We start from the raw sequence: 21,654 nt of genomic DNA, 5'->3' as shown, positions 1-21,654 counted from the left end.
CATGGGACTTGCCGAAGGACGTGTGGTCATCGTGACGGGCGCGGGTCGGGGGCTGGGCCGCGCCCACGCGCTGGCCTTCGCGGCGGAAGGGGCCAAGGTCGTCGTCAACGACCTGGGCGTCGGGCTCGACGGGCTGCCCGGCCCGGACGGTCCCGCGGCCCGGGTCGTCGAGGAGATCCGCGCGCTGGGCGGGGAGGCGCTGGCGCACGGCGGGGACATCGCCACCTCGCGGGGCGCGGCCTCGCTCGTCGCGGACGCCGTCGCCGGCTTCGGGCGGCTGGACACCCTCGTCAACAACGCCGGCTTCCTGCGGGACCGGATGCTGGTCAACCTGGACGAGGACGACTGGGACGCGGTGATGCGCGTACACCTGAAGGGGCACTTCCTGCCCCTCAAGCACGCCGCCGCGCACTGGCGGGCACAGGCGAAGGCGGGCCGGCCCGTCGCGGCGCGGGTGGTCAACACCTCCTCGGGCGCGGGACTGCTCGGATCGGTGGGGCAGGGCAACTACAGCGCGGCCAAGGCCGGGATCCTCGGCCTGACGCTGGTCGCGGCCGAGGAGATGGGCCGGTACGGGGTCCAGGTCAACGCCATCGCCCCGGCGGCCCGCACCCGGATGACGCAGGAGACCTTCGCCCGGACCATGGCGGCGCCGGCGGCCGGGGAGTTCGACGCGATGGCCCCGGAGAACGTGTCGCCGCTGGTGGTGTGGCTGGGCTCGGACGCCTCGGCCGGGGTGAGCGGCCGGGTCTTCGAGGCGGAGGGCGGCCGGATCACGGTCATGGAGGGCTGGCGGCCGGGCCCGACGGCGGAGCGCGGCGAGCGCTGGACCCCGGCGGAGGCGGGGGAGGCGGCGACGAAGCTCCTGTCGGCGGCGGAGGCACCGCAGCCGGTGTACGGGGCGCGGTAGTCCGGGGCGACGCGCCCCCTCCCCTCCCCTCGACTTCCCTCGAAGGGAGGGGAGTCGGGGGATTCACGCCACCTCGGCGCGCAGGTCTGGTTACGCTCGGCCACGGACTGGACCCGACCGAACGCCGCACGGCGCGAGCATGGGGGTGACCGCCCGTGGTCAACATCCGCAACCTCGATCCCAGCGCATCGCCGCTGGACTACTACGGCTCCGAACTGCGCCGGCTGAGGGAGGACGCCGGGCTGAAACAGGGACAGCTCGGCGACATCATCTTCTGCGCGGGCTCCCTGGTCGGACAGATCGAGACGGCGAGGAAGGTACCCACCCGCGAGTTCTCGGAGCGGGTGGACGCGGCGCTGGTGACGGGCGGGGTGTTCTCCCGGCTGGTGGGGCTGGTGCTGCGGAGTCAATTGCCGAGCTGGTTCCAGGCGTACGCGGAGATGGAGGCCAAGGCGGCGTACATCTCCTCCTTCCAGGCGCAGTTGGTGTACGGGCTGTTGCAGACGGAGGAGTATGCGCGAGCCCTGCTCGGTGTGGACCGCCCGGGCCAAGTCGACGAGCTGTTGGCGGCCCGAATGGAACGGCAGCGAATCCTGAAGCGGGACAACCCGCCCGCCCTGTGGGTGGTGCTCGCCGAGGCGGTGTTGCACCAAGAGGTCGGCGGGCGACCGGTCATGCGGGACCAACTCGCACACCTGTTGACCTTCCTCGACCATCCCTGGGTGAAGATCCAGGTGCTGCCCTTCTCGATCGGGCAGCACACGGGAATGATGGGTTCTTTCAACCTCCTGCGGTTCGACAGCGACCCTGACCTGTTCTATGAAGAGGGCTATGCGGACGGGCACATGACCGCCAACCCTTCAGTGATCAGGGAGCGTTCGGTCGGATACGCTCGATTGCAGGCCGGGGCACTCTCGCCTGAGGACTCGGCTCAGCTGATCGCCCGCGTAATGGAGGAGCGCTATGGGGACAAGCCCGAACCTGACGGACGCGGCGTGGCGTAAGTCGTCGTACAGCGGCACCACCGGCGGCGACTGCGTCGAGTGCGCCCCCCTGGGCGCCACCGCCTGGCGCAAGGCCTCGTACAGCGGCTCCGGCGGCGGTGACTGCGTCGAGGTCGCCCCCCGGCCCTGCCTGGTCGCCGTGCGGGACTCCAAGGTTCCCGACGGCCCCGTCTTCACCGTCGGCCGCGCCGCCTTCGCCGCCTTCGTCGGGGCTCTGTAGGCGTCGGGGGGGCGTCCGCGCACAGAGAAAGAAGCTCCGGGCCCGGCCCCCTGGCGAGGGGTCGGATCCGGAGCTTCTCTCGTGCGATGGAGTATGACTACCCGCTCCATCCGCCCGCTGAACCGCAGTCGGCCCGTCATGTTGTCCGCAATCTGTTCCGAGACCGCCGGCGCGGGTTCCGGGCCGGATGCGGGAGCGCCGGCGCCGGTTCAGGTGTCGCACTCCAGGATGGTGTGGCACAGCCCGCAGCGGGCCCGGACGGGCCCGCCGACCGGCAGCCGCAGCCCTTGCCGGCACACCGGGCACGGGAAGCTCACCCGCGGCCCGTCGGCGTGCGGCTCGAAGCGGTACGCGGCCCGGGGCGCGGCCGATCCGGCCCGGCGGTCGCGGGCGTAACGGAGCCGTTCCGGCCAGGGCGCGGTTGCCAGCGGGGCGCGGCGATGGTCCCGGGCCGCGAGGGCGCGACCGCGCACGTACGCCTCGTACGCGCGGGGACTGGTGAACCGGGTGGAGAGGTCCTCGCCGATCAGGTCGCCGCGCTTGGCGAGGACGTAGCCGAACTCCTCCGGGGTGAGGTAGCCGAGCTTCTGGTGCGTCAACTCGTCCTCGCGGTACGCGTCGAGGAGCAGCCAGCCCGCACCGAGATAGGCGGCGGTGGTGTCGGTGAGGATCTCGTTGTCCTCGGTGGTGGGGAACCGCAGGTCCAGGCGGTGCAGCAGGACGTGGGCGACCTCGTGGGCGAGCGCCGCGGCGAGGTCGCGGCGGTGGGTGCGGAAGCGTTCGTTGACCTCGACGAAGTACTCGGGCCCCGGGCCGAGTTCAACCGTGGCGGCCTCCGTCATCACCCGGTAGCCGATCACCAGCCGGGCATCGGGCAGCCGCAGCCCGCGCACCATCGCGCGGGCCACGCGCTGCGCCCCGAGGTGGGGATCGTCGTCGGGGGAGAACACCGCGTCCGCGGCGGGGAAGCCGGCGTCGTAGGCGCGGATCCCGTCGTACGACAGACGGCGGAAGAGGGCCGTCAGAGCGCGGTGAACCGTGCCCAAGTGCGGAAATCCGTGCTCGACCGGGCTGCCGCGCCCGTGGTTCTGCGTCATGCGGGCCCCCACGCCGAAAGTTGTCCGAAAACGCCTTCTTGATGTCGGCCACACGCGCGATGTGTCATGGACTCGTCATTCACCCGATGACGACACGCACGGCCCAACCCCCCACGAAAGGCAGTGTGTCGACTGTGTCCACCCTTGCCACGACCATCAAGCGCGCCCTCGCCGTCGGCGCCGTCGCCCTGGCCGCCGTCAGCCTCCAGCCCGGCTCCGCCACCGCCTCCCAGGCGCCCGTCGTCGGCGGAACCCGCGCCGCCCAAGGCGAGTTCCCCTTCATGGTCCGCCTCTCCATGGGCTGCGGCGGCGCCCTGTACACCCAGCAGATCGTCCTCACCGCCGCGCACTGCGTGAACGGCTCCGGCAACAACACCTCCATCACCGCCACCGCCGGCGTCGTCGACCTCAACAGCTCCAGTGCCGTCAAGGTCAAGTCCACCAAGGTGCTCCAGGCCCCCGGCTACAACGGCAAGGGCAAGGACTGGGCCCTCATCAAACTCGCCAAGCCCATCAACCTGCCCACCCTCAAGATCGCCGAGACCAAGACCTACGACAACGGCACCTTCACCGTCGCCGGCTGGGGCGCCACCCGCGAAGGCGGCGGCCAGCAGCGCTACCTCATGAAGGCCACCGTCCCCTTCGTCTCCGACGCCTCCTGCCAGAACGCCTACGGCAGCGACCTCGTCCCCGCCGAGGAGATCTGCGCCGGCCTGCCCCAGGGCGGCGTCGACACCTGTCAGGGCGACTCCGGCGGCCCCATGTTCCGCCGCGACGCCGCGAACGCCTGGATCCAGGTCGGCATCGTCAGCTGGGGCGAGGGCTGCGCCCGCCCGAACTACCCCGGCGTCTACTCCGAGGTCTCCACCTTCGCCACCGCCATCAAGAACGCAGCGGCGACCCTGTGACCCACCCTCGTCCTTCCGGCCGAACCGGGCAGCCGGGAAACCGCCGGAAGGACGAGGCGCCCCACCCCCCGCGCACGTGACGTCGGACGAACCACCGCGGGGCCGGCACACCACCGTCCCGGCCCCGCGCCACCCTCCCGACGGCCCGCCGAGCGGTTGCGGGACGACCCGCGCACCGGCCCCATGGAACGGATCCCTCCGGGACGACACCATCGGCAGTGGGCGACAGTGGGGCAGGCGACGCATGACGGTCAGAGTGGTCATCGCGGACGACCAGGAGATGGTCAGGACCGGCTTCCGGATGATCCTCGAAACCCAACCGGACATCGAGGTCGTCGCGGACGTCGTCGACGGCGGGGCGGCCCTCGCGGCCGTCGCCGCCCACCGGCCCGACGTGCTGCTCCTCGACATCCGCATGCCCCGCCTCGACGGCCTCGAAGTCACCCGGCGCCTCGCCGGCCGGGACACCCCGCGCATCGTCATCGTCACCACCTTCGACCTCGACGAACACGTCCACGAGGCGCTCCGCGGCGGAGCGTCCGGCGTCCTCCTGAAAGACGCGAGTGCGGCCATGCTGGTTGAAGCGGTCCGCGCGGCCGCCGTCGGCGACTCCCTCGCCTCACCCGCCATCACCGTGCGACTGCTCCGCGACATGGCCCACGCCCCCGCTCACGCCCCCCGAGCCGCCGCGCGCCGCCCCGCGGAACCCCTCACCGAACGCGAGGCGGACGTCGTGCGCCGCCTCGCCCGAGGCCTGACCAACGCCGAGATCGCCGGCGAACCCTTCGTCTCACTGTCCACCGTCAAGACCCACCTGGCCAACGTCCAGACCAAACTCGACGCCCCCAACCGCGTCGAGATCGCCGCATGGGCCTGGGGAAGCGGCCGCGCCGCCGGCGCGACGTGACCCCCCGCCCCATGCGCTTCGCGCCCCCGCCGTCCGACGCGCCGCCCGCCCCGGCCCCGGGGCCGTGGTGTCCCCTGCCGTCCGACGCGCCGTGAGCCTAGGCCCCGGGCCGTGGTGTCCCCTGCCGTCCGACGCGCCGCGCGGCCCGGCCCCCGGGCTGTCGTGTCCCCTGCCGTCCGGTGCGCCGTGAGCCTAGGCCCCGGGCCGTGGTGTCCCCTGCGTCCGGCGCGCGGCGAGCCCAGGCCCCGGGCTGTCGTGTCCCCTGCCGTCCGACGCGCAGCGCCCCCGCCCCCGGGCCGTCGTGTCCCCTGCCTTCCGGCGCGCCGCGCGGCCCGCCCGTCACCCTCCACATCGAGGAAGGGCTGGAAACCCGGCTCCCCGCCGACGTGGCCGCCACCGCGCACCGCACCGTCCCCGCCGGCCTCGACGTCCGCGTCCGGGACGACGGAGACCACCCCGCCCGACTCTCCGAGAACGCCCGAAGCGGCGGCTACGGCCTCGCCGGAATGGCCGAGCGCGCCGAGGCCCCCGGCGGCTCCCTCACCGCCGGCCCCGCCCCCGAAGGCGGCCGGCTCGTCACCGCCACCCCGCCCTTCCAGGCCCTGGCCGCCGGCCCTGCGGGCCCGTCCGTGCCCGCCGGCCGCCGCCATGCCCCCGCCGGCCGTCTCACCCGTCGAGGTGCCGAGGAACCCGCCGCGTCCGCCACGTATTCTCGGGAACCATGAACCACAGCGACACCGACGAGGCCCACGAGAACGTCACCGCCGAACTGTCCCGCCTGCGCGACAGCATCGACAACATCGACGCGGCCGTGGTCCACATGCTCGCCGAGCGCTTCAAGTGCACCCAGCAGGTCGGCCACCTCAAGGCCCGCCACCAGCTGCCGCCCGCCGACCCGGGCCGCGAGGCCAGCCAGATCGCCCGCCTGCGCCAGCTCGCCGAGAACGCCAAACTCGATCCGGCCTTCGCGGAGAAACTCCTCAACTTCATCATCGCCGAGGTCATCCGCCACCACGAGACGATCGCGGCCGGCGAGGAGTAGGCGCCCCTGGGGCCCGCCCGCCCCATCAGGCAGCATGGGCCCCATGTCCGCATTGACGCGCAGCGAAGCGCAGCTCCGAGCCCGGCTCCTCGACGTCCACCACTACGACGTCACCCTCGACCTCACCACCGGTGACGAGACCTTCGACTCCACCACCGTCATCCGGTTCACGGCCCGCGCCGCCGGTGACACCTTCGTCGAGCTGAAACCGGAAGAACTGCGCTCCGTCGAGCTCGACGGCCACCCCGTCGACCCCGCCGGCCTCACCGGCAACCGGCTCCCGCTCACCGGGCTCACCCAAGGCCCCCACGAGCTGCACGTCGGCGCCCGCATGAACTACTCCCGCACCGGCGAGGGCCTGCACCGCTTCACCGACCCCGCGGACGGCGAGACGTACGTCTACTCCCAGATGTTCCTGGACGACGTCCAGCGGGTCTTCCCCGCCTTCGACCAACCCGACCTGAAGGCCGTCTTCGCCTTCACCGTCACCGCCCCCGCGCACTGGACGGTCCTCGCCAACGGCATCACCACCCGCGTCGCCGACCGCGACGAGGACGGCGCCGGCACCTGGACCTCCGCCCCCACCCCCGCGATCTCCACCTACCTCGCCGCGATCGCCGGCGGCCCCTGGCACACCGTGCGCACCGACCACGCCGGCCTGCCCTTCGCCATCCACTGCCGGCGCTCCCTCGCCCCCCACCTCGACGCCGACGCCGACGAGATCCTCTCCGTCACCACCGCCTGCTTCGACCGCTACCACGAGAAGTTCACCGAGCCCTACCCGTTCGACTCCTACGACCAGGCCTTCGTCCCCGAGTTCAACGCCGGCGCCATGGAGAACCCCGGCCTGGTCACCTTCCGCGACGAGTTCATCTTCCGCTCCGCCGTCACCGACACCGAACGCCAGGGCCGCGCCATGGTCATCGCCCACGAAATGGCCCACATGTGGTTCGGCGACCTCGTCACCCTGCGCTGGTTCGACGACATCTGGCTCAACGAGTCCTTCGCCGAATACATGGGCTACCAGACCCTCGTCGAAGCCACCGGCTTCACCGACACCTGGACCGAGTTCGGCATGGAACGCAAACCCTGGGGCTACGAGGCCGACCAACGCCCCTCCACCCACCCGGTCGCCCCCGCCCCCGAGGACGTCCCCGACACCGCCTCCGCCCTCCTCAACTTCGACGGCATCTCCTACGCCAAGGGCGCCTCCGCCCTGCGCCAACTCGTTGCCTGGCTCGGCGAGAAGGACTTCCTCGCCGGCATCAACACCCACTTCGCGCGCCACAAGTTCGCCAACGCCTCCCTCGCCGACTTCGTGGACTCCCTCGCCGCCCACACCGGACGCGACGTCCACACCTGGGCCGACACCTGGCTGCGCACCACCGGCGTCGACACCCTCACCCCCCGCGTCGAGGCCGGCGACGCCGGCTGGACCCTGACCGTCGACCACCACGGCAGCCGCCCCCACCACCTCGCCGTCGGCCTCTACGACCGCGACCCCACCGGCGGCCTGGAACTGCGCCAACACCTCGACCTGGACGTCCCGAGCGCCGACGTCGTCTCCGCGAGCGGCCCGCGACCCGACCTGATCCTCCTCAACGACCAGGACCTCGGCTACGTCAAGATCCGCTTCGACGCCGTCTCCGAGGAAACCGCCCTGCGCGAGCTGTCGCGCGTCCCCGGCCCCCTCAGCCGCGCCGTCGTCTGGAACTCCCTGCGCGACATGGTCCGCGACGGTGAACTGGAACCCGAGGCCTACCTGGAGACCGCCCACGCCCACCTCGCCGAGGAGAACGACCTCGCGATCGTCCAGGGCGTCCTCGGCTTCGCCCGCAACCGCGTCGCCGCCCACTACGTCGCCCCCGGCCGCCGCACCGCCGCCCTCACCACCCTCACCGCCATCGCCCGCGCCCTGCTGCGCCGCACCGAGGACGGCTCCGACCCCGGCCTGCGCCTCGCCGCCGTCCGCGTCCACATCGACAGCGCCACCCAACCCGACACCCTCGCCGCCTGGCTCGCCGACGGCACCGTCCCCGGCGGACCCGAACTCGACCCCGAACTGCGCTGGCGCGTCCTCGCCCGACTCGCCGTCCTCGGCGCCGTCACCGACACCGACATCGACGCCGCGCTCGCCGACGACCCCAGCGCCACCGGCGAGGAAGGCGCCGCCCGCTGCCGCGCCGCGCTCCCCACCCCCGAGGCCAAGGCCGCCGCCTGGCAGCGCATGTTCCACGACGACTCCTTGTCCAACTACCTCTTCAAAGCCACCGCATCCGGCTTCTGGCAGCCCGAACAGACCGAACTCGTACAGGACTACGTCCCGCGCTACTACCCCGAGGCCGTCGCCCTCGGCGCCCGCCGCGGCCCCGCCATCGGCCAGGCCGCCGGCCGGTGGGCCTTCCCCTCACACGCGATCGACGAGGCCAACCTCCGCGCCGGCCGCGCCTGCCTGGAGGACGCCGACATCATCCCGCTGCTGCGCCGCCAGCTCGTCGACCAGCTCGACGACCTCGCCCGCGCCCTGCGCGTCCGCGGCAACGGCTGACCGCGGCAGCGGCTGACCGCGCCGGCGGATGATCGGGGCTGACCGCCGGCCCGCACACGGGAACGCCCCGGGGCGAGTCCGACCGAACACCCGGCCGAGACCGCAGGAGCGGACAAACCCCGGCGGTTACCCCATTCGGGTCTGATCGTTGTGCTGGGCGGGGACGACCAGGCCGTCCCCGCCCGCCTCCGCGAAGGACACCGGATGACCCCGCCGCCCGGCACCCCGCCACCGCCGCCCCCGCTCGCCGGAGGCCACGGCGGCGCCGACGCCCTGCGGCCCCTCCTCGACACCGTCCTCGACGCCCTGCGCAGCGGCGCCGCCGAACGCGACGGCCCCCTCCCCGCCGGCGGCCCCGCCCCCGTCACCGCCCGCGTCACCGCCGCACTGGGCGAGGTGCTCCCCACCCGCGGCTCCGGCGACCACGAAGCCCTGCGCACCCTCGTCCACACCCTCGCCGCGGGCGCCGCCGACCCCGCCGACCCCCTCTGCGCCGCCCACCTGCACTGCCCGCCCCTCGCCGTCGCGGTCGCCGCCGACCTCGCCGCCGCGGCCCTCAACCCCTCGATGGACTCCTGGGACCAGGCCCCCGCCGCCTCCACCATCGAAGCGCTCCTCACCCGCGCCCTCGCCGCCGAGTACTACGACACCCCACACCCCGACGCACTCGTCACCACCGGCGGCACCGAGGCCAACCAACTCGCCCTGCTCCTCGCCCGCGAACGCCACGGCCCCCGCCTCACCGTCGTCCACGGAGCCAACGCCCACCACTCCGTCCCCCGCTCAGCCTGGCTCCTCGGCCTGCCCCCCACCGTCACCGTGCCCACCCCCGCCGGCGTCCTCGACCCCGCCCGCCTCGCCGAAACCCTCACCCGCGCCGGCGGCCCCGTCCTGGTCACCGCCACCGCCGGCACCACCGACGCGGGACTCGTCGATCCGCTGGAGCCCCTCGCCGACCTCTGCCGACAGCACGGCGCCGAACTCCACGTCGACGCCGCCTACGGAGGCCTCCTCCAACTGAGCCCCCACCACCGCCACAAGCTCACCGGGCTCTCCCACGCCCACTCCATCACCCTCGACCTGCACAAACTCGGCTGGCAACCCGTCGCCGCCGGCCTCCTCGCCGTCCCCGACACCCACCTGCTGGCCCCCCTCGGCCACCAGGCTGACTACCTCAACGCCACCGACGACACCGAAGCCGGCCTCCCCGACCTCCTCGGCCGCTCCCTGCGCACCACCCGCCGCCCCGACATCCTCAAGATCGCCGTCACCCTGCGCTCACTCGGCCGCGACGGCCTCGCCCGGATCATCGACCTGACCTGCGCCGCGGCCCAGCACCTCGCCGAACTCCTCGAAGCACACCCCGCCTTCGAACTCCACGCCCACCCCACCATCAGCACCGTCCTCTTCCGCCCCACCGCCATGGACGACGAGCAGCTCGCGGGCCTGCGCCGCACCCTTCTCCTCGACGGCGCCGCCGTACTCGGCCGCGCCACCGCCGACGGCCGCCTCTGGCTCAAGGCCACCCTGCTCAACCCCCACACCACGGCGGGGGACCTGGACACCCTCGTCACCCTCCTGGAAGGCAGCGCCCACCGATGACCGCGCAACTCGACACCCCCCACGACCTCGTCGGAATCGGCATCGGTCCCTTCAACCTGTCCCTCGCCGCCCTTGCCCACGGCCTCCCCAGACAAGGCGTCGGCGAACTCGCCACCGCCTTCTACGACCAGCGCAGGGACTTCCGCTGGCACCCCGGCCTCCTCATCGACGGCGCCACCCTCCAAGTCCCCTTCCTGGCCGACCTCGTCACCCTCGCCGACCCCGCCAGCCCCTGGAGCTTCCTCAGCCACCTCAAGCACAAGGAGCGGCTCTTCCCCTTCTACTTCGCCGAGCAGTTCCACATCCAGCGCTCCGAATACGACGCCTACTGCCGCTGGGTCGCCGAACGCCTCCCCGGACTCCACTTCGGCCACCAGGTCGACGCCGTCCGCTGGAACCCCGAACGCGAGCTCTTCGAAGTCGACTTCACCCAACTCGACACCGACGGCGAAGCCGAGGCCCTCGGCCGCACCCACACCCGCAACCTCGTCCTCGGCCTCGGCACCGCCCCCTACGTGCCCGAACCCCTGCGCCCCCTCGCCGAGGCCCCCACCGTCCCCGTCATCCACTCCTCGGAGTACCTCGACAACCGCGCACGCGTCCTGGCAGCCGCACACGTCACCGTCATCGGCTCGGGACAGTCCGGCGCCGAGGTCTTCCTCGACCTGCTCCGCGCCCGCCCCGCCGGCCGCGAAGGCCTCACCTGGCTCGCCCGCACCGACGCCTTCGCCCCCATGGAGTACTCCAAGCTCGGCCTGGAACACTTCACCCCCGACTACACCCGCTACTTCCACGCCCTCCCCGAAGCCGTCCGCGACCGGCTCGTCCCCGCCCAATGGCAACTCCACAAGGGCATCGACGCCGCCACCATCGCGGCCATCCACGAAGAGCTCTACCGGCGTACCCTCCACGGAGGCTGGCCCGACGCCGTCCTCACCCCCGGAGTCAGCGTCCGCACCGCCGGCCGCGTCGCGACCACCAAGGTGGAACTCCACCTCGAACACACACAACAAGGCGCCCGCTCCCGCCTCACCACCGACGCCGTCGTCCTCGCCACCGGCTACCGCGAACGCCCCCTCACCAGCCTCCTCGCGGGACTCGACCCCTACCTGCGCAAGGACTCCGCCGGCCGCCCCCGCATCGACGACCGCCACCGCATGGTCCTCGACCCCGCCGTCACCGGCAGCGTCTTCGTACAGAACGGCGAACGCCACACCCACGGCGTCGGCGCCCCGGACCTCGGTCTCGCCGCCTGGCGCAGCGCCACCATCCTCAACACCCTCACGGGCAAGAACCCCTACCCCCAGCCCGCCCGCACCGCCTTCACCACCTTCGGCCTCGACCAGCGGGAACACACCCGCCCCCATCCCGCGGGCGAGCTGCTCCCACTGGTCGAACACCCGTAGGCCCTGTCGCCACCGCGGCGACAGGACCTGGCCGGCCCTCACGGACCCCCGACTAGAAGACCGGCACCCCGGCCCGCGTCAGCCGCCAGTCCACCGAGGCGAACAGCGCCGGGTCCACCGTCCCCTTCGCCTTCACCCACTGGATGATCACGTTGCGGATCTCGTCCGAGTTGGCCCACAACTGCCTGGCCTGCGGAACGTGCGGGAAGTTGCCGCCCCCGGAGGCCCGGTAGTTGTTCACCGCGAACACGAATCGCGCCGCCGGGTCCACCGCCTTCCCCTGGAAGGACAGGCCCGTGATCCGCGAACCCACCGGCTGCGCGATGTCCACGTCGTACGTGAGCCCGTACACCGCGTCGTAGTTGTAGTCCGGGATGTTCTCCGCGTTCGTCAACTTCGCCGGATCCACCGGAGCCCCCGGCGCCGTCTGCGCGTAGTACCGCGCCGAGTACTCCAGGTAATCCTTCACCTGCGCGCCCGTCAGCAGCCGCGCCTCCAGCGTGTTCTCGAACGGGTACAGCCCCGCGGCATCCTTGATCGTGATCTGCCCGGCCGGGATCGCCGCCGTCCGCGAGAAGCACGACGCCTGCGACAGCACCGGCAGCGCCGCCCACTCACCGCCCGCCAGCGCGGCCTTCACCGTCTCCGCCTGCACGTGGTTGATCAGGTCGATGATCGGCACGTCCTTCACCGGACCGTCCGCCGAGGACATCGCCTGCGTCGACGTCCCGATCACCTGGTTCACGTAGCCGACGACCTTGCGGTGCTCGTCCGACAGCAGCCGGACGATCTTCGGGTCCTCCGCCACCTCGTTCGAGTTCAGCACCCGCGCCGACACCTTCGCCACCGACCAGGAACCCTTCGACCAGGTCAACTCGAAGTCGAACAGCGTCAGCCGCTGCCCCCACTTCAACGGCTCCGACAGCACCACGTCCTTGCCGGTCGCCTTGTTCTTCACCCGGTACTCCGGGATCTCCGTGTGCGCGTGCCCCACCAGGATCGCGTCGATCCCCGGCACCTGCTCGGCCACCAGGGCGGCCGCGTTCTCGATGTGCGGCAACTGGTCCCCGTAGCTGGAGGTACCGCTCGAACCCGAGTGCGCCGACACGATCACCACGTCCGCGCCCATCGAGCGCAGCTTCGGCACGTACTTCGCCGCCTGCTCCTCCAGCCCCGGGAACGTCATCTTCCCCTGCACGTTCGCCTTGTCCCAGATCGCGATGCCCGGGTTCGTCAGCCCCAGCACCGCCACCTTCACGTCCCGCCCGCACGGCGTCCGGAGCCGGTGGACGCTGTACGGCGCGAACGCCGGTCGCAGCGTCTTCGCGTCCAGCGCGTTCGCCCCCAACAACGGGAAGTCGCACTGCTCCTCGAACTTGCGCAGCACGGGGATCCCGTAGTTGAACTCGTGGTTGCCGAGCGCCGCCGCGTCGTAGCCGATCGCGTTCATCGCCTGAGCCATCGGGTGCACCGGACCGCGACGCGCCGTGATCGGGTCGACCTTCGCGTAGTAGTACGACAGTTGGGTTCCCTGGATGGTGTCACCGGCGTCGATCAGCAGCGTGTTGCGCCGACCCTTCTGCGCCCGCACCCCGTTCACCAGCGTGGAGATCTTCGCCAGACCGACGTCGTTGTGGGCCTTGTCGTCGAACTCCTTGTCCGTGAAGTAGTCCCAGTTGAAAACGTTTCCGTGCAGGTCGGTCGTGCCCATCACGGTGAACGAGTACGTGCGCGGACCAGACCCCTTCGATCCGTCCTGGGCGGCGGCTGCCGGAGAGCTCGTGGCCCCCGCCAACGCCACGGCCGCACCCGTCGCCGCCGTGCTGCCGATGAAAGTCCTACGGTCGAACGCCATGCCATCTCCCCTTTTGAGGCGTGAACAACGCGCGTAGATTCTGACCCACGGGTAACAATGCGCAACACCCCCGCCAGGTTGCGATCCGGTGACCGACGCACCGCCGGGTCGGCGCGCACGTCTTGACGCACCCGTCCCCACGCGACTTGAATCAAGTCTTGAACTAAGCGGCGCGCGGACGCCCCACGCTCTTCCGCGCGTCGGCTCGTCGTGCGGTTCGGCGTGCGGCTTGTCATGCGCATGTCCCGCAGATCGCCCCCCACCGCCCCCACGAGAAGTGAAGAGACCCCGTGCCCCCACGCACCGCATCCCTGCGCGCCACCGCCTTATGCGCCCTCGCCCTCCTGAGCTGGAGCGCCGTCACCGCCCCCTCCACCGCGGCCGGTGAGGCGGCCCCCCGACCGGCCGCCGTCACCACCACCGCCACCGCGGCCGCCGCCGGATTCTCCGACACCTTCGACGGCCCCGCCGGAACCGCCCCCGACCCGGCCAAATGGCAGACCGAGACCGGCGACAACGTCAACAACCACGAACGGCAGTACTACACCGCCGGCAACGCCAACGCCGCCCTCGACGGCCAAGGCCACCTCGTCATCACCGCCCGCCGCGAGAACCCCGCCAACTACTCATGCTGGTACGGACGCTGCGAGTACACCTCCGCCCGCCTCAACACCTCCGGCCGCTTCACCCAGACCTACGGACACGTCGAAGCCCGACTCAAGGTCCCGCGCGGCCAGGGCATGTGGCCCGCCTTCTGGATGCTCGGCAACGACATCGGCCAGGTCGGCTGGCCCGCCTCCGGCGAGATCGACATCATGGAGAACGTCGGCTTCGAACCCTCCACCGTCCACGGAACCCTCCACGGACCCGGCTACTCGGGCTCCGGCGGCATCGGCGCAGCCCACACCCTCCCCGGCGGCCAGGCCTTCGCCGACGCCTTCCACACCTTCGCCGTCGACTGGGCACCCGACTCCATCACCTGGTCCGTCGACGGCACCGTCTACCAGCGCCGCACCCCCGCCGACCTCGGCGGCCGCGCCTGGGCCTTCAACAAGCCCTTCTTCCTGATCCTCAACCTCGCCGTCGGCGGCTACTGGCCCGGCGACCCCGACGCCGGCACCACCTTCCCGCAGCAACTCGTCGTCGACCACGTCCGCGTCACCACCTCCGACAGCGGAACCGGCCGCACCGGCCCCGTCACCGGCCTCGCCGGCAAATGCGTCGACGTCGCCGGCGCCAACTCCGCCAACGGCACCCCGATCCAACTCCACGACTGCAACGGCACCCCCGCACAGCAATGGACCGTCGCCGCCGACGGCACCCTGCGCGCCCTCGGCAAATGCCTCGACGTGACCGCCGGCGCCACCACCGACGGCACCCCCGTCCAGCTCTACGACTGCAACGGCACCCCCGCCCAACGCTGGGCCCTGCCCGCCGCCCGCGACATCGTCAACCCGCAGGCGAACAAGTGCCTCGACGTCGCGGGCAACAACCCCGCCAACGGAACCCGCCTCCAGATCTGGACCTGCGGCGGAACCCCCAACCAGAAATGGACCGCCCCCGCCCCGTAGGCCCGTAGCCCCGTCGGCCCGTAGGTCCCGTACCGGACGGCCCCCACACCGCCCCCGCGCCCCTGTCCCGCCCGACCGGCGGAACAGGGGCGCCGGGGCGGTGCGGGGGCCGTCCGCCCGCATACCGGCCGCCCCAGGCCGAAAGACCCCGGACCTCCGCCACACCCGGGGCGACAGTGCGACAGTGAAACCATGACTCACGAGGCCACACCCCAGCCGTACGGAACCCCCGAGGTGCCCCGCGTCGCCGTCTGCGGCGAAGCCCGCATCGAAGTCGACCCCGAGATCGCCCGCGTCGGCATCACCGTCAGCGCCCGCGGCACCGACCGCCGCTCCGCACTCGAAGACCTCACCCGCCGCAACACCGCCGTCCTCGACCTCATCAAGGGCTACGGCGACCCCGTCGAGAAGCTCGAAACCGGCACCTTCTCCATCACCCCCGAACTGACCCGCCACGGCCGGGGCGAACGCGTCCGCGCCTACCACGGACGCGTCACCATCACGGCCGAACTCAACGACTTCACCACCCTCGGCGAACTCACCACCCGCCTCGCCGACCTCGAACTCACCAGCGTCGACGGCCCCTGGTGGGCCCTGCGCCCCACCTCACCCGCCCACGGCCAAGCCCGCCGCCAAGCCGTGCTCGAAGCCGTCCAACGCGCCCGCGAATACGCCGAGGCCCTCGGCGCGAACCTCTCCGCCCTCGTCGAACTCGCCGACCTCGGCGCCGAGAACGCCTCCCCCTACCCGCAGGCCGGCGGCGGCATGCGCACCATGGCCTTCAGCGCCGCCGAGGACGCCACCGCCCCGCCGCTGGACCTCGAACCCCAGCGCCAGACCGTGTACGCCCAGGTGAACGCCCGCTTCACCATGACCCCGCCGCAGCTCTGAACGACGCGCACCCGAGCGCGTCACCCGACGGGGCGAGGAGCGCCCGACCCGACCCCGCGACGTCAAGGACGGGACGGCCGGACCCGGCCACCGAATCGGTGAACGAACCGCCGCCCCGAGACCGGGAAAACCCCCACGAACAGTGCTCCGGGGGTGCTCATCAGAGCACCCCCACGCACATTCAACTCATGTCAACAAGCTTTCGCCCAAAGGTTGTTGACCGGACACCCGGAACCAATTTCCTACTCCCTGGTAGGGGCATACGCTCGACTCATGCGTCGAGCAAAAATCGTATGTACCCTGGGCCCCGCCACCGACTCATACGACCAGATCAAAGCCCTGGTCGAAGTCGGAATGGACATCGCCCGCCTCAACCTCAGCCACGGCACCTACGCCGAACACGAGGAGCGTTACCACCGCGTGCGCAAGGCGTCCGACGAGACCGGCCGCAGCGTCGGCATCCTCGCCGACCTTCAAGGCCCGAAGATCCGCCTCGGCCGATTCCTCGAAGGCCCCGTACTCCTTGAACGCGGCGACGAGTTCACCATCACCGTCGAAGACCACGAGGGCGACCGACACACCTGCGGCACCACCTACAAGGGCCTCGCGGCCGACGTCTCCATCGGCGAACGCATCCTCGTCGACGACGGCCGCGTCACCCTCCAGGTCATCGACGTCGACGGACCCCGCGTCCGCACCCTCGTCATCGAAGGCGGCATGGTCTCCGACCACAAGGGACTCAACCTCCCCGGCGTCGCCGTCTCCGTCCCCGCCCTCTCCGAGAAGGACATCGAAGACCTCCGCTGGGCCCTGCGCACCGGCGCCGACGTCATCGCCCTCTCCTTCGTCCGCAGCGGCCGCGACATCGACGACGTCCACCGCATCATGGACGAGGAAGGCCGGCGCCTCCCCGTCATCGCCAAGATCGAGAAGCCGCAGGCCGTCGAGAACATCGACGACATCGTCGCCGCCTTCGACGGCATCATGGTCGCCCGCGGCGACCTCGGCGTCGAAATGCCCCTCGAACAAGTCCCCATCGTCCAAAAGCGCGCCGTCAAGCTGGCCAAGCGCAACGCCAAACCCGTCATCGTCGCCACCCAGATGCTCGACTCGATGATCGAGAACTCCCGCCCCACCCGCGCCGAGGCCTCCGACGTCGCCAACGCCGTCATCGACGGCACCGACGCCGTCATGCTCTCCGGCGAGACCAGCGTGGGCAAGTACCCCATCGAAACCGTCGCCACCATGGCCCGCATCGTCGAAGCCGCCGAAGAGGACATCCTCGAAAAGGGCCTCCCGCCCCTCACCGACCGCAACAAGCCCCGCACCCAGGGCGGAGCCGTGGCCCGCGCCGCCGCCGAAATGGGCGACTTCCTCGGCGCCAAGTTCCTCGTCGCCTTCACCCAGAGCGGGGACACCGTCCGCCGACTCTCCCGCTACCGCTCACCCATCCCGCTCCTCGCCTTCACCCCTGACTCCGCCACCCGGTCCCAACTCAACCTCACCTGGGGCGTCGAGACCTTCCTCGGCCCCCACGTCGACTCCACGGACGCCATGGTCGCCCAGGTCGAGGAGGAACTCCTGCGCATCGGCCGCTGCGTCCCCGGCGACATCGTCGTGATCACCGCCGGCTCGCCCCCCGGCGTCACCGGCTCCACCAACCTCGTCCGCGTCCACCACATCGGCGACCCCGTCCGCTGACCCACCCGCGCCCGCGCCACCCCGCACGCACCGCACCACACACACGCACGCACCACGCACGCACCGCACCGCGTCGGGCCCGCCCGACGCGGTCCCCTTGACCTCAAGTCCACTTGAGTTCCTACGCTCCGGAACATGACGACCAAGCAGTACACCCAGGACCAACTCGCCGCCCAGGCCATCGGCCACTGGAGCGGCGAAGCCGCCAAGCACGTCATCGGCAGCCTCCGCGCCGCCCTCGCCGAAGAGGACCTCACCCAACCCCACTGGTGGATCCTCAACCACGCCGCCGGCGCCCCCGCCACCTGGCAACGCCCCGCCCTCACCGACAGACTGACCCGCTACGCCGACCCGGGCACCGACTTCGAAGCGGTGTACGACGACCTCACCGCCCGCGGCTGGCTCGTCGAGACCCACGGCGCCCTGACCCTCACCGTCGAAGGCGAAGCGGGGCGCCTGCGCGCCCACGACCGCAACGCGGCCGTCCACACCCGGATGCGCGAGGGCATCGACACCGCCGCCTACGCGGCCACGATCGACGTCCTGCGCCGCATGGTCGCCAACCTGGGCGGGGACGGGGACCTGCCGTCCTAGGGGCGCTCCCCGACGCTCCGGCCCGATGCGCGCGTCAATGCTTCGGCCCGATGTGCGCGTCCATCAGCGCGACGCAGTCCCTCCTGGCGACGGACACGTTGAACGGAACACTGCCCCGGGCCAGGACCGTCCACCGGACCCCGACCCTGGTCAGCGTGTCGGTACAGAGGCGCCGGATGTCGTCCGAGGTGTTGGTGAAGAAGTACCGCGGGTACTCGTACCGCTTCGACACCCCGCCCACGATCCGGGTGGTCCAGTTGGTGATCCGGCACCCGTCGGAGTGGATCAGTCCCCGCAGGAACTCCCAGGGACACGCGTCCACGATCTCCTGTTGCCAGTCTTCGAGGACGATCCGCCGCTCGTGCTTCTTCCCGGGCCCGTGCTGCGGGAACAGGCAGGTCCAGTGGTGGCCGTACGCGGTCACGGCCACGCAGCCCCGCCTCTGTTGCACGGAGACCTTGTCGCCCGGCCGAACCGCCAGGATCGCGGCCCGGCAGCACTCGATGAGACCCGGCCACGCGTCCGCACACGCTATGCGGAGGTACTGCCCGCCACGGGGGTGCGGGCTGATGCATCCGTCGCCGAGGTAGAGGCCGAGCAGGTACGCGTACGCGGCCTGCTCGGCCGGCCCCCGGCAGGGCGTGGCGTGGTGCAGGAGTCGGGGAAGGGGTTCCAGCCGGGACTGCCAGGCGCGGATAGCGGACCGGGAGACCCCGGTCTCCCTGCTGACGGAGTTCACGCTGCGGTCGCCGGTCAACAGGCCCAGGACGCGCACGCGCGTCGCGATGTCGTACATGCGCCCGACTCTGCTGCGTTTCACGGGCCGGGCGGTGCGATCACAGCCGGCTTCGCCGGAAAGAGTGATGGTCACGCGAAGATCGCGTGACCATGGAATGCAAGCAAAGTGCCCCAGGTGGGATTCGAACCCACACTGTCCGCTGTTTGAGAGCGGCCTCTCTGACCAGTTGGAGTACTGGGGCCTACGAAACAAAGGCTCCGAGGAGCCCTGTGCGAGACCACCTTACCGCAGGTGGGTAGGCTCAGGGGAGCTTGTTATGCCCCGTATAGAGGAGCCCTCCGTGACCGCCGAGCACGAGTCGACGCCCACGCCCGACGCCGACCAGTCGCACGTTCCGCCGCTGACGACGCGCGTCGTCATCGCCGAGGACGAGGCGCTCATCCGTCTCGACCTCAAGGAGATGCTCGAAGAGGAGGGGTACTCCGTCGTCGGCGAGGCCGGCGACGGCCAGACCGCCGTGGAGCTGGCCCGCCAGCACCGCCCCGACCTGGTGATCCTCGATGTGAAGATGCCCGTCCTCGACGGGATCTCCGCGGCCGAGAAGATCGCCGAGGAGTCCATCGCCCCGGTCCTGATGCTGACCGCGTTCTCGCAGCGCGACCTGGTCGAGCGGGCCCGTGACGCGGGGGCCATGGCGTACCTGGTGAAGCCGTTCAGCAAGAGCGACGTCGTGCCGGCCATCGAGATGGCCGTGTCGCGCTTCGCGGAGCTGCGGGCGCTGGAGAAGGAGGTCGCGGACCTCTCGCTGCGGCTGGAGACCCGCAAGCTGGTGGACCGGGCGAAGAGCATCCTGCAGACCCAGTACGGGCTGACGGAGCCGGCCGCGTTCCGGTGGATCCAGAAGACCTCCATGGACCGCCGCATGTCGATGCAGCAGGTCGCCGAGGCGGTCATCGAGGACGCCGAGGAGAAGAAGAACGCCGCGAAGGGCTGACGGCCCGGGTACGCGTGAGGCCCGCCACCGGGATCCGGTGGCGGGCCTCACGCGTGTGGTGCGGGGATCAGTCCTCGCCGAGGTACGCCTTGCGGACGTCCTCGTTGACGAGCAGTTCACGGCCGGGTCCGGAGAGGACGACCTTGCCGATCTCCATCACGTGGCCCTTGTCGGCGAGGGAGAGCGCCGCCTGGGCGTTCTGCTCGACGAGCAGGATGGTGGTGCCCTGTGACTTGAGCTCGGCGATGGTGGCCATGATCTTCTGCATCATGATCGGGGAGAGGCCCATGGAGGGCTCGTCGAGCATGAGCAGCTTCGGGCGGGACATGAGCGCGCGGCCCATGGCGAGCATCTGCTGCTCGCCGCCCGACAGGGTGCCGGCGGCCTGCTTGCGACGTTCGCCCAGGATGGGGAAGAGGTCGTAGGCGCGCTGGACGTCCTGCTGGATGCCTTCCTTGTCCTTGCGGAGGAAGGCGCCGAGGAGGAGGTTGTCCTCGATGGTCATGCGCGGGAAGATGTGCCGCCCCTCGGGGGAGTGGGCGAGCCCGAGCGCGACGATGTCGTGCGCGGGGATCTTCTTGAGGGACTTGCCCTGGAACTTGATCTGGCCGCCGCGCGGTTTGATCAGGCCCGACAGGGTGCGCAGGGTGGTCGTCTTGCCGGCGCCGTTGGTGCCGATGAGGGTGACGATCTGGCCGGCGTCGACGCTGAACGAGATGCCCTTGACGGCTTCGATCTTGCCGTAGGCGACGCGGAGGTCCTCGACCTCCAGGAGTGCGGTCACCGGTCTTCTCCGTCCGTGCTGGTGGTGCTGTGCGCCTCGGCGGCCTCGACCTCCGCGACTTCCTCGGCGCCGGGGGCGCCTTCGAAGGGTTCGCCGAGGTAGGCGGCGATGACGCGCTCGTCGCTCTGGACCTCGGTGGCGGTGCCCTCGATGAGCTTCTCGCCCTGGACGAGGCAGGCGACGCGGTCGCAGAGGTTGAAGATGAAGCGCATGTCGTGCTCGATGACGAGGACGGCGATGCCCATGTCCCGGATCGCGAAGATGAGTTCCTCGGTGGTCCGGGTCTCCTGCGGGTTCATGCCGGCGGTGGGCTCGTCCAGGAGGATGAGGCCGGGGTCGCTGGCGAGCGCGCGGGCGATCTCCAGCTTGCGCTGCTCGCCGTAGGGCAGGTTGCGCGCCAGGTGGTCGGCCTTGTGCTCCAGGCCGATGAACGTCAGGAGCTCCATGGCCTTGTCGCGGCTGGCCTGTTCCTCCCGGCCGAAGCTGGGCAGGCGCAGCAGGGCGGACCAGAGGCCGACCTTGGTGCGGGTGTGGCGTCCGACGAGGACGTTCTCCAGGACCGTCATGTTGTTGAAGAGACGGATGTTCTGGAAGGTGCGGGCGACACCGGCCGCGGTGACCTTGAACGACTTGGGGGGCAGGACCGTTCCCTTGTACCGGACTTCGCCCTCGGTGGGGATGTAGAGGCCGGTGAGGCAGTTGAAGAAGGTGGTCTTGCCGGCGCCGTTGGGGCCGATGAGTCCGACGATCTCGCCGCTGCGGACGGTCAGGTCGACGTTCTTGACGGCGGTGAGGCCGCCGAAGCGCATCGTGACGCCGCGTGCGTCGAGGACGGTCTCCGCCGTGGTGACGGCGGGGGTGTCGGTGGTGGTGGTCGTCAT

At 71.3% G+C, this 21,654-nt stretch carries 20 protein-coding genes and 1 tRNA gene; 15 read left to right on the top strand and 6 right to left on the bottom strand.

The window, feature by feature from the left end; genetic code table 11:
* Position 1: 1 nt before the first annotated feature.
* From ACIRO3_RS22565 to ACIRO3_RS22555, 3 genes are all read left to right on the top strand, one after another.
* Positions 2–910 carry an SDR family oxidoreductase gene (locus ACIRO3_RS22565; RefSeq protein ID WP_361773735.1) on the top strand — a complete coding sequence of 303 codons (909 nt, stop codon included), beginning with the start codon at positions 2–4 and terminating at the stop codon, positions 908–910.
* 155 nt (positions 911–1,065) lie between these two features.
* Positions 1,066–1,914: a Scr1 family TA system antitoxin-like transcriptional regulator gene (locus ACIRO3_RS22560; protein ID WP_404139438.1), complete on the top strand. Its 849-nt coding sequence runs from the start codon at positions 1,066–1,068 to the stop codon at positions 1,912–1,914.
* Positions 1,874–2,134 carry a DUF397 domain-containing protein gene (locus ACIRO3_RS22555; RefSeq protein ID WP_404139435.1) on the top strand — a complete coding sequence of 87 codons (261 nt, stop codon included), beginning with the start codon at positions 1,874–1,876 and terminating at the stop codon, positions 2,132–2,134. Before ACIRO3_RS22560 ends, ACIRO3_RS22555 begins: the two co-directional genes overlap by 41 nt.
* Before the next feature lie 209 nt (positions 2,135–2,343).
* Here the strand turns inward: ACIRO3_RS22555 and ACIRO3_RS22550 are convergent, their stop codons facing one another.
* The gene (locus ACIRO3_RS22550; protein WP_404139432.1) at positions 2,344–3,231 is read right to left on the bottom strand and encodes a hypothetical protein; all 888 of its coding nucleotides are present in this window, start codon (positions 3,229–3,231) and stop codon (positions 2,344–2,346) included.
* Positions 3,232–3,317: 86 nt separating this feature from the next.
* Between ACIRO3_RS22550 and ACIRO3_RS22545 the strand changes: the two genes are divergently transcribed.
* The 7 genes from ACIRO3_RS22545 to ACIRO3_RS22515 all read left to right on the top strand — a co-directional run bounded on the left by ACIRO3_RS22545 (position 3,318) and on the right by ACIRO3_RS22515 (position 11,644).
* Positions 3,318–4,139 carry a serine protease gene (locus ACIRO3_RS22545; protein ID WP_404139430.1) on the top strand — a complete coding sequence of 274 codons (822 nt, stop codon included), beginning with the start codon at positions 3,318–3,320 and terminating at the stop codon, positions 4,137–4,139.
* A 244-nt stretch (positions 4,140–4,383) separates the two neighbouring features.
* Positions 4,384–5,046 (top strand): response regulator, encoded by a 663-nt coding sequence (locus tag ACIRO3_RS22540; RefSeq protein ID WP_404139427.1) that lies wholly within the window; start codon positions 4,384–4,386, stop codon positions 5,044–5,046.
* Between the two features lie 386 nt (positions 5,047–5,432).
* On the top strand, positions 5,433–5,771 hold the full coding sequence (locus tag ACIRO3_RS22535; RefSeq protein ID WP_404139424.1) for a hypothetical protein: 339 nt from the start codon (positions 5,433–5,435) through the stop codon (positions 5,769–5,771).
* Complete coding sequence (locus ACIRO3_RS22530) at positions 5,768–6,088, top strand: chorismate mutase (RefSeq protein ID WP_266946961.1); 321 nt, start codon at positions 5,768–5,770, stop codon at positions 6,086–6,088. Before ACIRO3_RS22535 ends, ACIRO3_RS22530 begins: the two co-directional genes overlap by 4 nt.
* Before the next feature lie 34 nt (positions 6,089–6,122).
* Positions 6,123–8,636, top strand: coding sequence for an aminopeptidase N (gene pepN / locus ACIRO3_RS22525; protein WP_404139421.1), 2,514 nt, complete (start codon positions 6,123–6,125; stop codon positions 8,634–8,636).
* Between the two features lie 204 nt (positions 8,637–8,840).
* Positions 8,841–10,238 (top strand): pyridoxal phosphate-dependent decarboxylase family protein, encoded by a 1,398-nt coding sequence (locus ACIRO3_RS22520; protein ID WP_404139418.1) that lies wholly within the window; start codon positions 8,841–8,843, stop codon positions 10,236–10,238.
* Positions 10,235–11,644: a lysine N(6)-hydroxylase/L-ornithine N(5)-oxygenase family protein gene (locus ACIRO3_RS22515; RefSeq protein WP_404139415.1), complete on the top strand. Its 1,410-nt coding sequence runs from the start codon at positions 10,235–10,237 to the stop codon at positions 11,642–11,644. Before ACIRO3_RS22520 ends, ACIRO3_RS22515 begins: the two co-directional genes overlap by 4 nt.
* Positions 11,645–11,696: 52 nt before the next feature.
* Here the strand turns inward: ACIRO3_RS22515 and ACIRO3_RS22510 are convergent, their stop codons facing one another.
* Positions 11,697–13,499 carry a 5'-nucleotidase C-terminal domain-containing protein gene (locus ACIRO3_RS22510; protein WP_361773711.1) on the bottom strand — a complete coding sequence of 601 codons (1,803 nt, stop codon included), beginning with the start codon at positions 13,497–13,499 and terminating at the stop codon, positions 11,697–11,699.
* Between the two features lie 290 nt (positions 13,500–13,789).
* Between ACIRO3_RS22510 and ACIRO3_RS22505 the strand changes: the two genes are divergently transcribed.
* The 4 genes from ACIRO3_RS22505 (at position 13,790) to ACIRO3_RS22490 (ending at position 18,256) form a co-directional block, all read left to right on the top strand.
* Entirely contained in the window at positions 13,790–15,070 is a 1,281-nt protein-coding gene (locus tag ACIRO3_RS22505; RefSeq protein WP_404139412.1) for a ricin-type beta-trefoil lectin domain protein, read from the top strand.
* Positions 15,071–15,262: 192 nt separating this feature from the next.
* Positions 15,263–15,961: an SIMPL domain-containing protein gene (locus tag ACIRO3_RS22500; protein ID WP_404139409.1), complete on the top strand. Its 699-nt coding sequence runs from the start codon at positions 15,263–15,265 to the stop codon at positions 15,959–15,961.
* Positions 15,962–16,234: 273 nt separating this feature from the next.
* Positions 16,235–17,662 carry a pyruvate kinase gene (gene pyk, locus ACIRO3_RS22495; RefSeq protein ID WP_361773702.1) on the top strand — a complete coding sequence of 476 codons (1,428 nt, stop codon included), beginning with the start codon at positions 16,235–16,237 and terminating at the stop codon, positions 17,660–17,662.
* A 135-nt stretch (positions 17,663–17,797) separates the two neighbouring features.
* Positions 17,798–18,256, top strand: a complete 459-nt coding sequence (locus tag ACIRO3_RS22490) for a MarR family transcriptional regulator (protein ID WP_404139406.1) — start codon at positions 17,798–17,800, stop codon at positions 18,254–18,256.
* A 34-nt stretch (positions 18,257–18,290) separates the two neighbouring features.
* On the opposite strand, the gene ACIRO3_RS22485 is transcribed toward ACIRO3_RS22490, so the two are convergent.
* Together ACIRO3_RS22485 and ACIRO3_RS22480 are read right to left on the bottom strand one after the other, a co-directional pair.
* Positions 18,291–19,052 (bottom strand): transcriptional regulator, encoded by a 762-nt coding sequence (locus ACIRO3_RS22485; protein ID WP_404139404.1) that lies wholly within the window; start codon positions 19,050–19,052, stop codon positions 18,291–18,293.
* A 109-nt stretch (positions 19,053–19,161) separates the two neighbouring features.
* A tRNA-Leu gene (locus tag ACIRO3_RS22480) sits at positions 19,162–19,236 on the bottom strand.
* 99 nt (positions 19,237–19,335) lie between these two features.
* Here ACIRO3_RS22480 and ACIRO3_RS22475 point away from each other — a divergent pair.
* Positions 19,336–19,989 carry an ANTAR domain-containing response regulator gene (locus tag ACIRO3_RS22475; protein WP_404139402.1) on the top strand — a complete coding sequence of 218 codons (654 nt, stop codon included), beginning with the start codon at positions 19,336–19,338 and terminating at the stop codon, positions 19,987–19,989.
* A gap of 67 nt (positions 19,990–20,056) precedes the next feature.
* Here ACIRO3_RS22475 and ACIRO3_RS22470 read toward each other — a convergent pair whose 3' ends face one another.
* Both ACIRO3_RS22470 and ACIRO3_RS22465 read right to left on the bottom strand, forming a co-directional pair.
* Entirely contained in the window at positions 20,057–20,773 is a 717-nt protein-coding gene (locus ACIRO3_RS22470) for an ABC transporter ATP-binding protein (protein ID WP_053684897.1), read from the bottom strand.
* On the bottom strand, positions 20,770–21,654 hold the full coding sequence (locus ACIRO3_RS22465; protein WP_361773692.1) for an ABC transporter ATP-binding protein: 885 nt from the start codon (positions 21,652–21,654) through the stop codon (positions 20,770–20,772). The genes ACIRO3_RS22470 and ACIRO3_RS22465 overlap by 4 nt, the downstream gene beginning before the upstream one ends.

Source organism: Streptomyces sp. NPDC102278, from assembly GCF_044766345.1.
Classification (GTDB): Bacteria; Actinomycetota; Actinomycetes; order Streptomycetales; family Streptomycetaceae; genus Streptomyces.
The sequence above is the reverse complement of the archived record's forward strand: the minus strand, read 5'-3'. Positions and strand labels throughout refer to the sequence as shown.

Excerpts from the sequence above, each read along its gene's own strand:
- ACIRO3_RS22465 (WP_361773692.1), bottom strand. The coding sequence starts at position 21,654 with ATGACGACCACCACCACCGACACCCCCGCCGTCACCACGGCGGAGACC.
- ACIRO3_RS22540 (WP_404139427.1), top strand. The coding sequence starts at position 4,384 with ATGACGGTCAGAGTGGTCATCGCGGACGACCAGGAGATGGTCAGGACC.
- ACIRO3_RS22530 (WP_266946961.1), top strand. The coding sequence starts at position 5,768 with ATGAACCACAGCGACACCGACGAGGCCCACGAGAACGTCACCGCCGAA.
- ACIRO3_RS22520 (WP_404139418.1), top strand. The coding sequence starts at position 8,841 with ATGACCCCGCCGCCCGGCACCCCGCCACCGCCGCCCCCGCTCGCCGGA.
- ACIRO3_RS22490 (WP_404139406.1), top strand. The coding sequence starts at position 17,798 with ATGACGACCAAGCAGTACACCCAGGACCAACTCGCCGCCCAGGCCATC.
- pepN (WP_404139421.1), top strand. The coding sequence starts at position 6,123 with ATGGGCCCCATGTCCGCATTGACGCGCAGCGAAGCGCAGCTCCGAGCC.
- ACIRO3_RS22485 (WP_404139404.1), bottom strand. The coding sequence starts at position 19,052 with ATGTACGACATCGCGACGCGCGTGCGCGTCCTGGGCCTGTTGACCGGC.
- pyk (WP_361773702.1), top strand. The coding sequence starts at position 16,235 with ATGCGTCGAGCAAAAATCGTATGTACCCTGGGCCCCGCCACCGACTCA.
- ACIRO3_RS22555 (WP_404139435.1), top strand. The coding sequence starts at position 1,874 with ATGGGGACAAGCCCGAACCTGACGGACGCGGCGTGGCGTAAGTCGTCG.
- ACIRO3_RS22510 (WP_361773711.1), bottom strand. The coding sequence starts at position 13,499 with ATGGCGTTCGACCGTAGGACTTTCATCGGCAGCACGGCGGCGACGGGT.
- ACIRO3_RS22545 (WP_404139430.1), top strand. The coding sequence starts at position 3,318 with ATGACGACACGCACGGCCCAACCCCCCACGAAAGGCAGTGTGTCGACT.
- ACIRO3_RS22515 (WP_404139415.1), top strand. The coding sequence starts at position 10,235 with ATGACCGCGCAACTCGACACCCCCCACGACCTCGTCGGAATCGGCATC.
- ACIRO3_RS22565 (WP_361773735.1), top strand. The coding sequence starts at position 2 with ATGGGACTTGCCGAAGGACGTGTGGTCATCGTGACGGGCGCGGGTCGG.
- ACIRO3_RS22500 (WP_404139409.1), top strand. The coding sequence starts at position 15,263 with ATGACTCACGAGGCCACACCCCAGCCGTACGGAACCCCCGAGGTGCCC.
- ACIRO3_RS22550 (WP_404139432.1), bottom strand. The coding sequence starts at position 3,231 with ATGACGCAGAACCACGGGCGCGGCAGCCCGGTCGAGCACGGATTTCCG.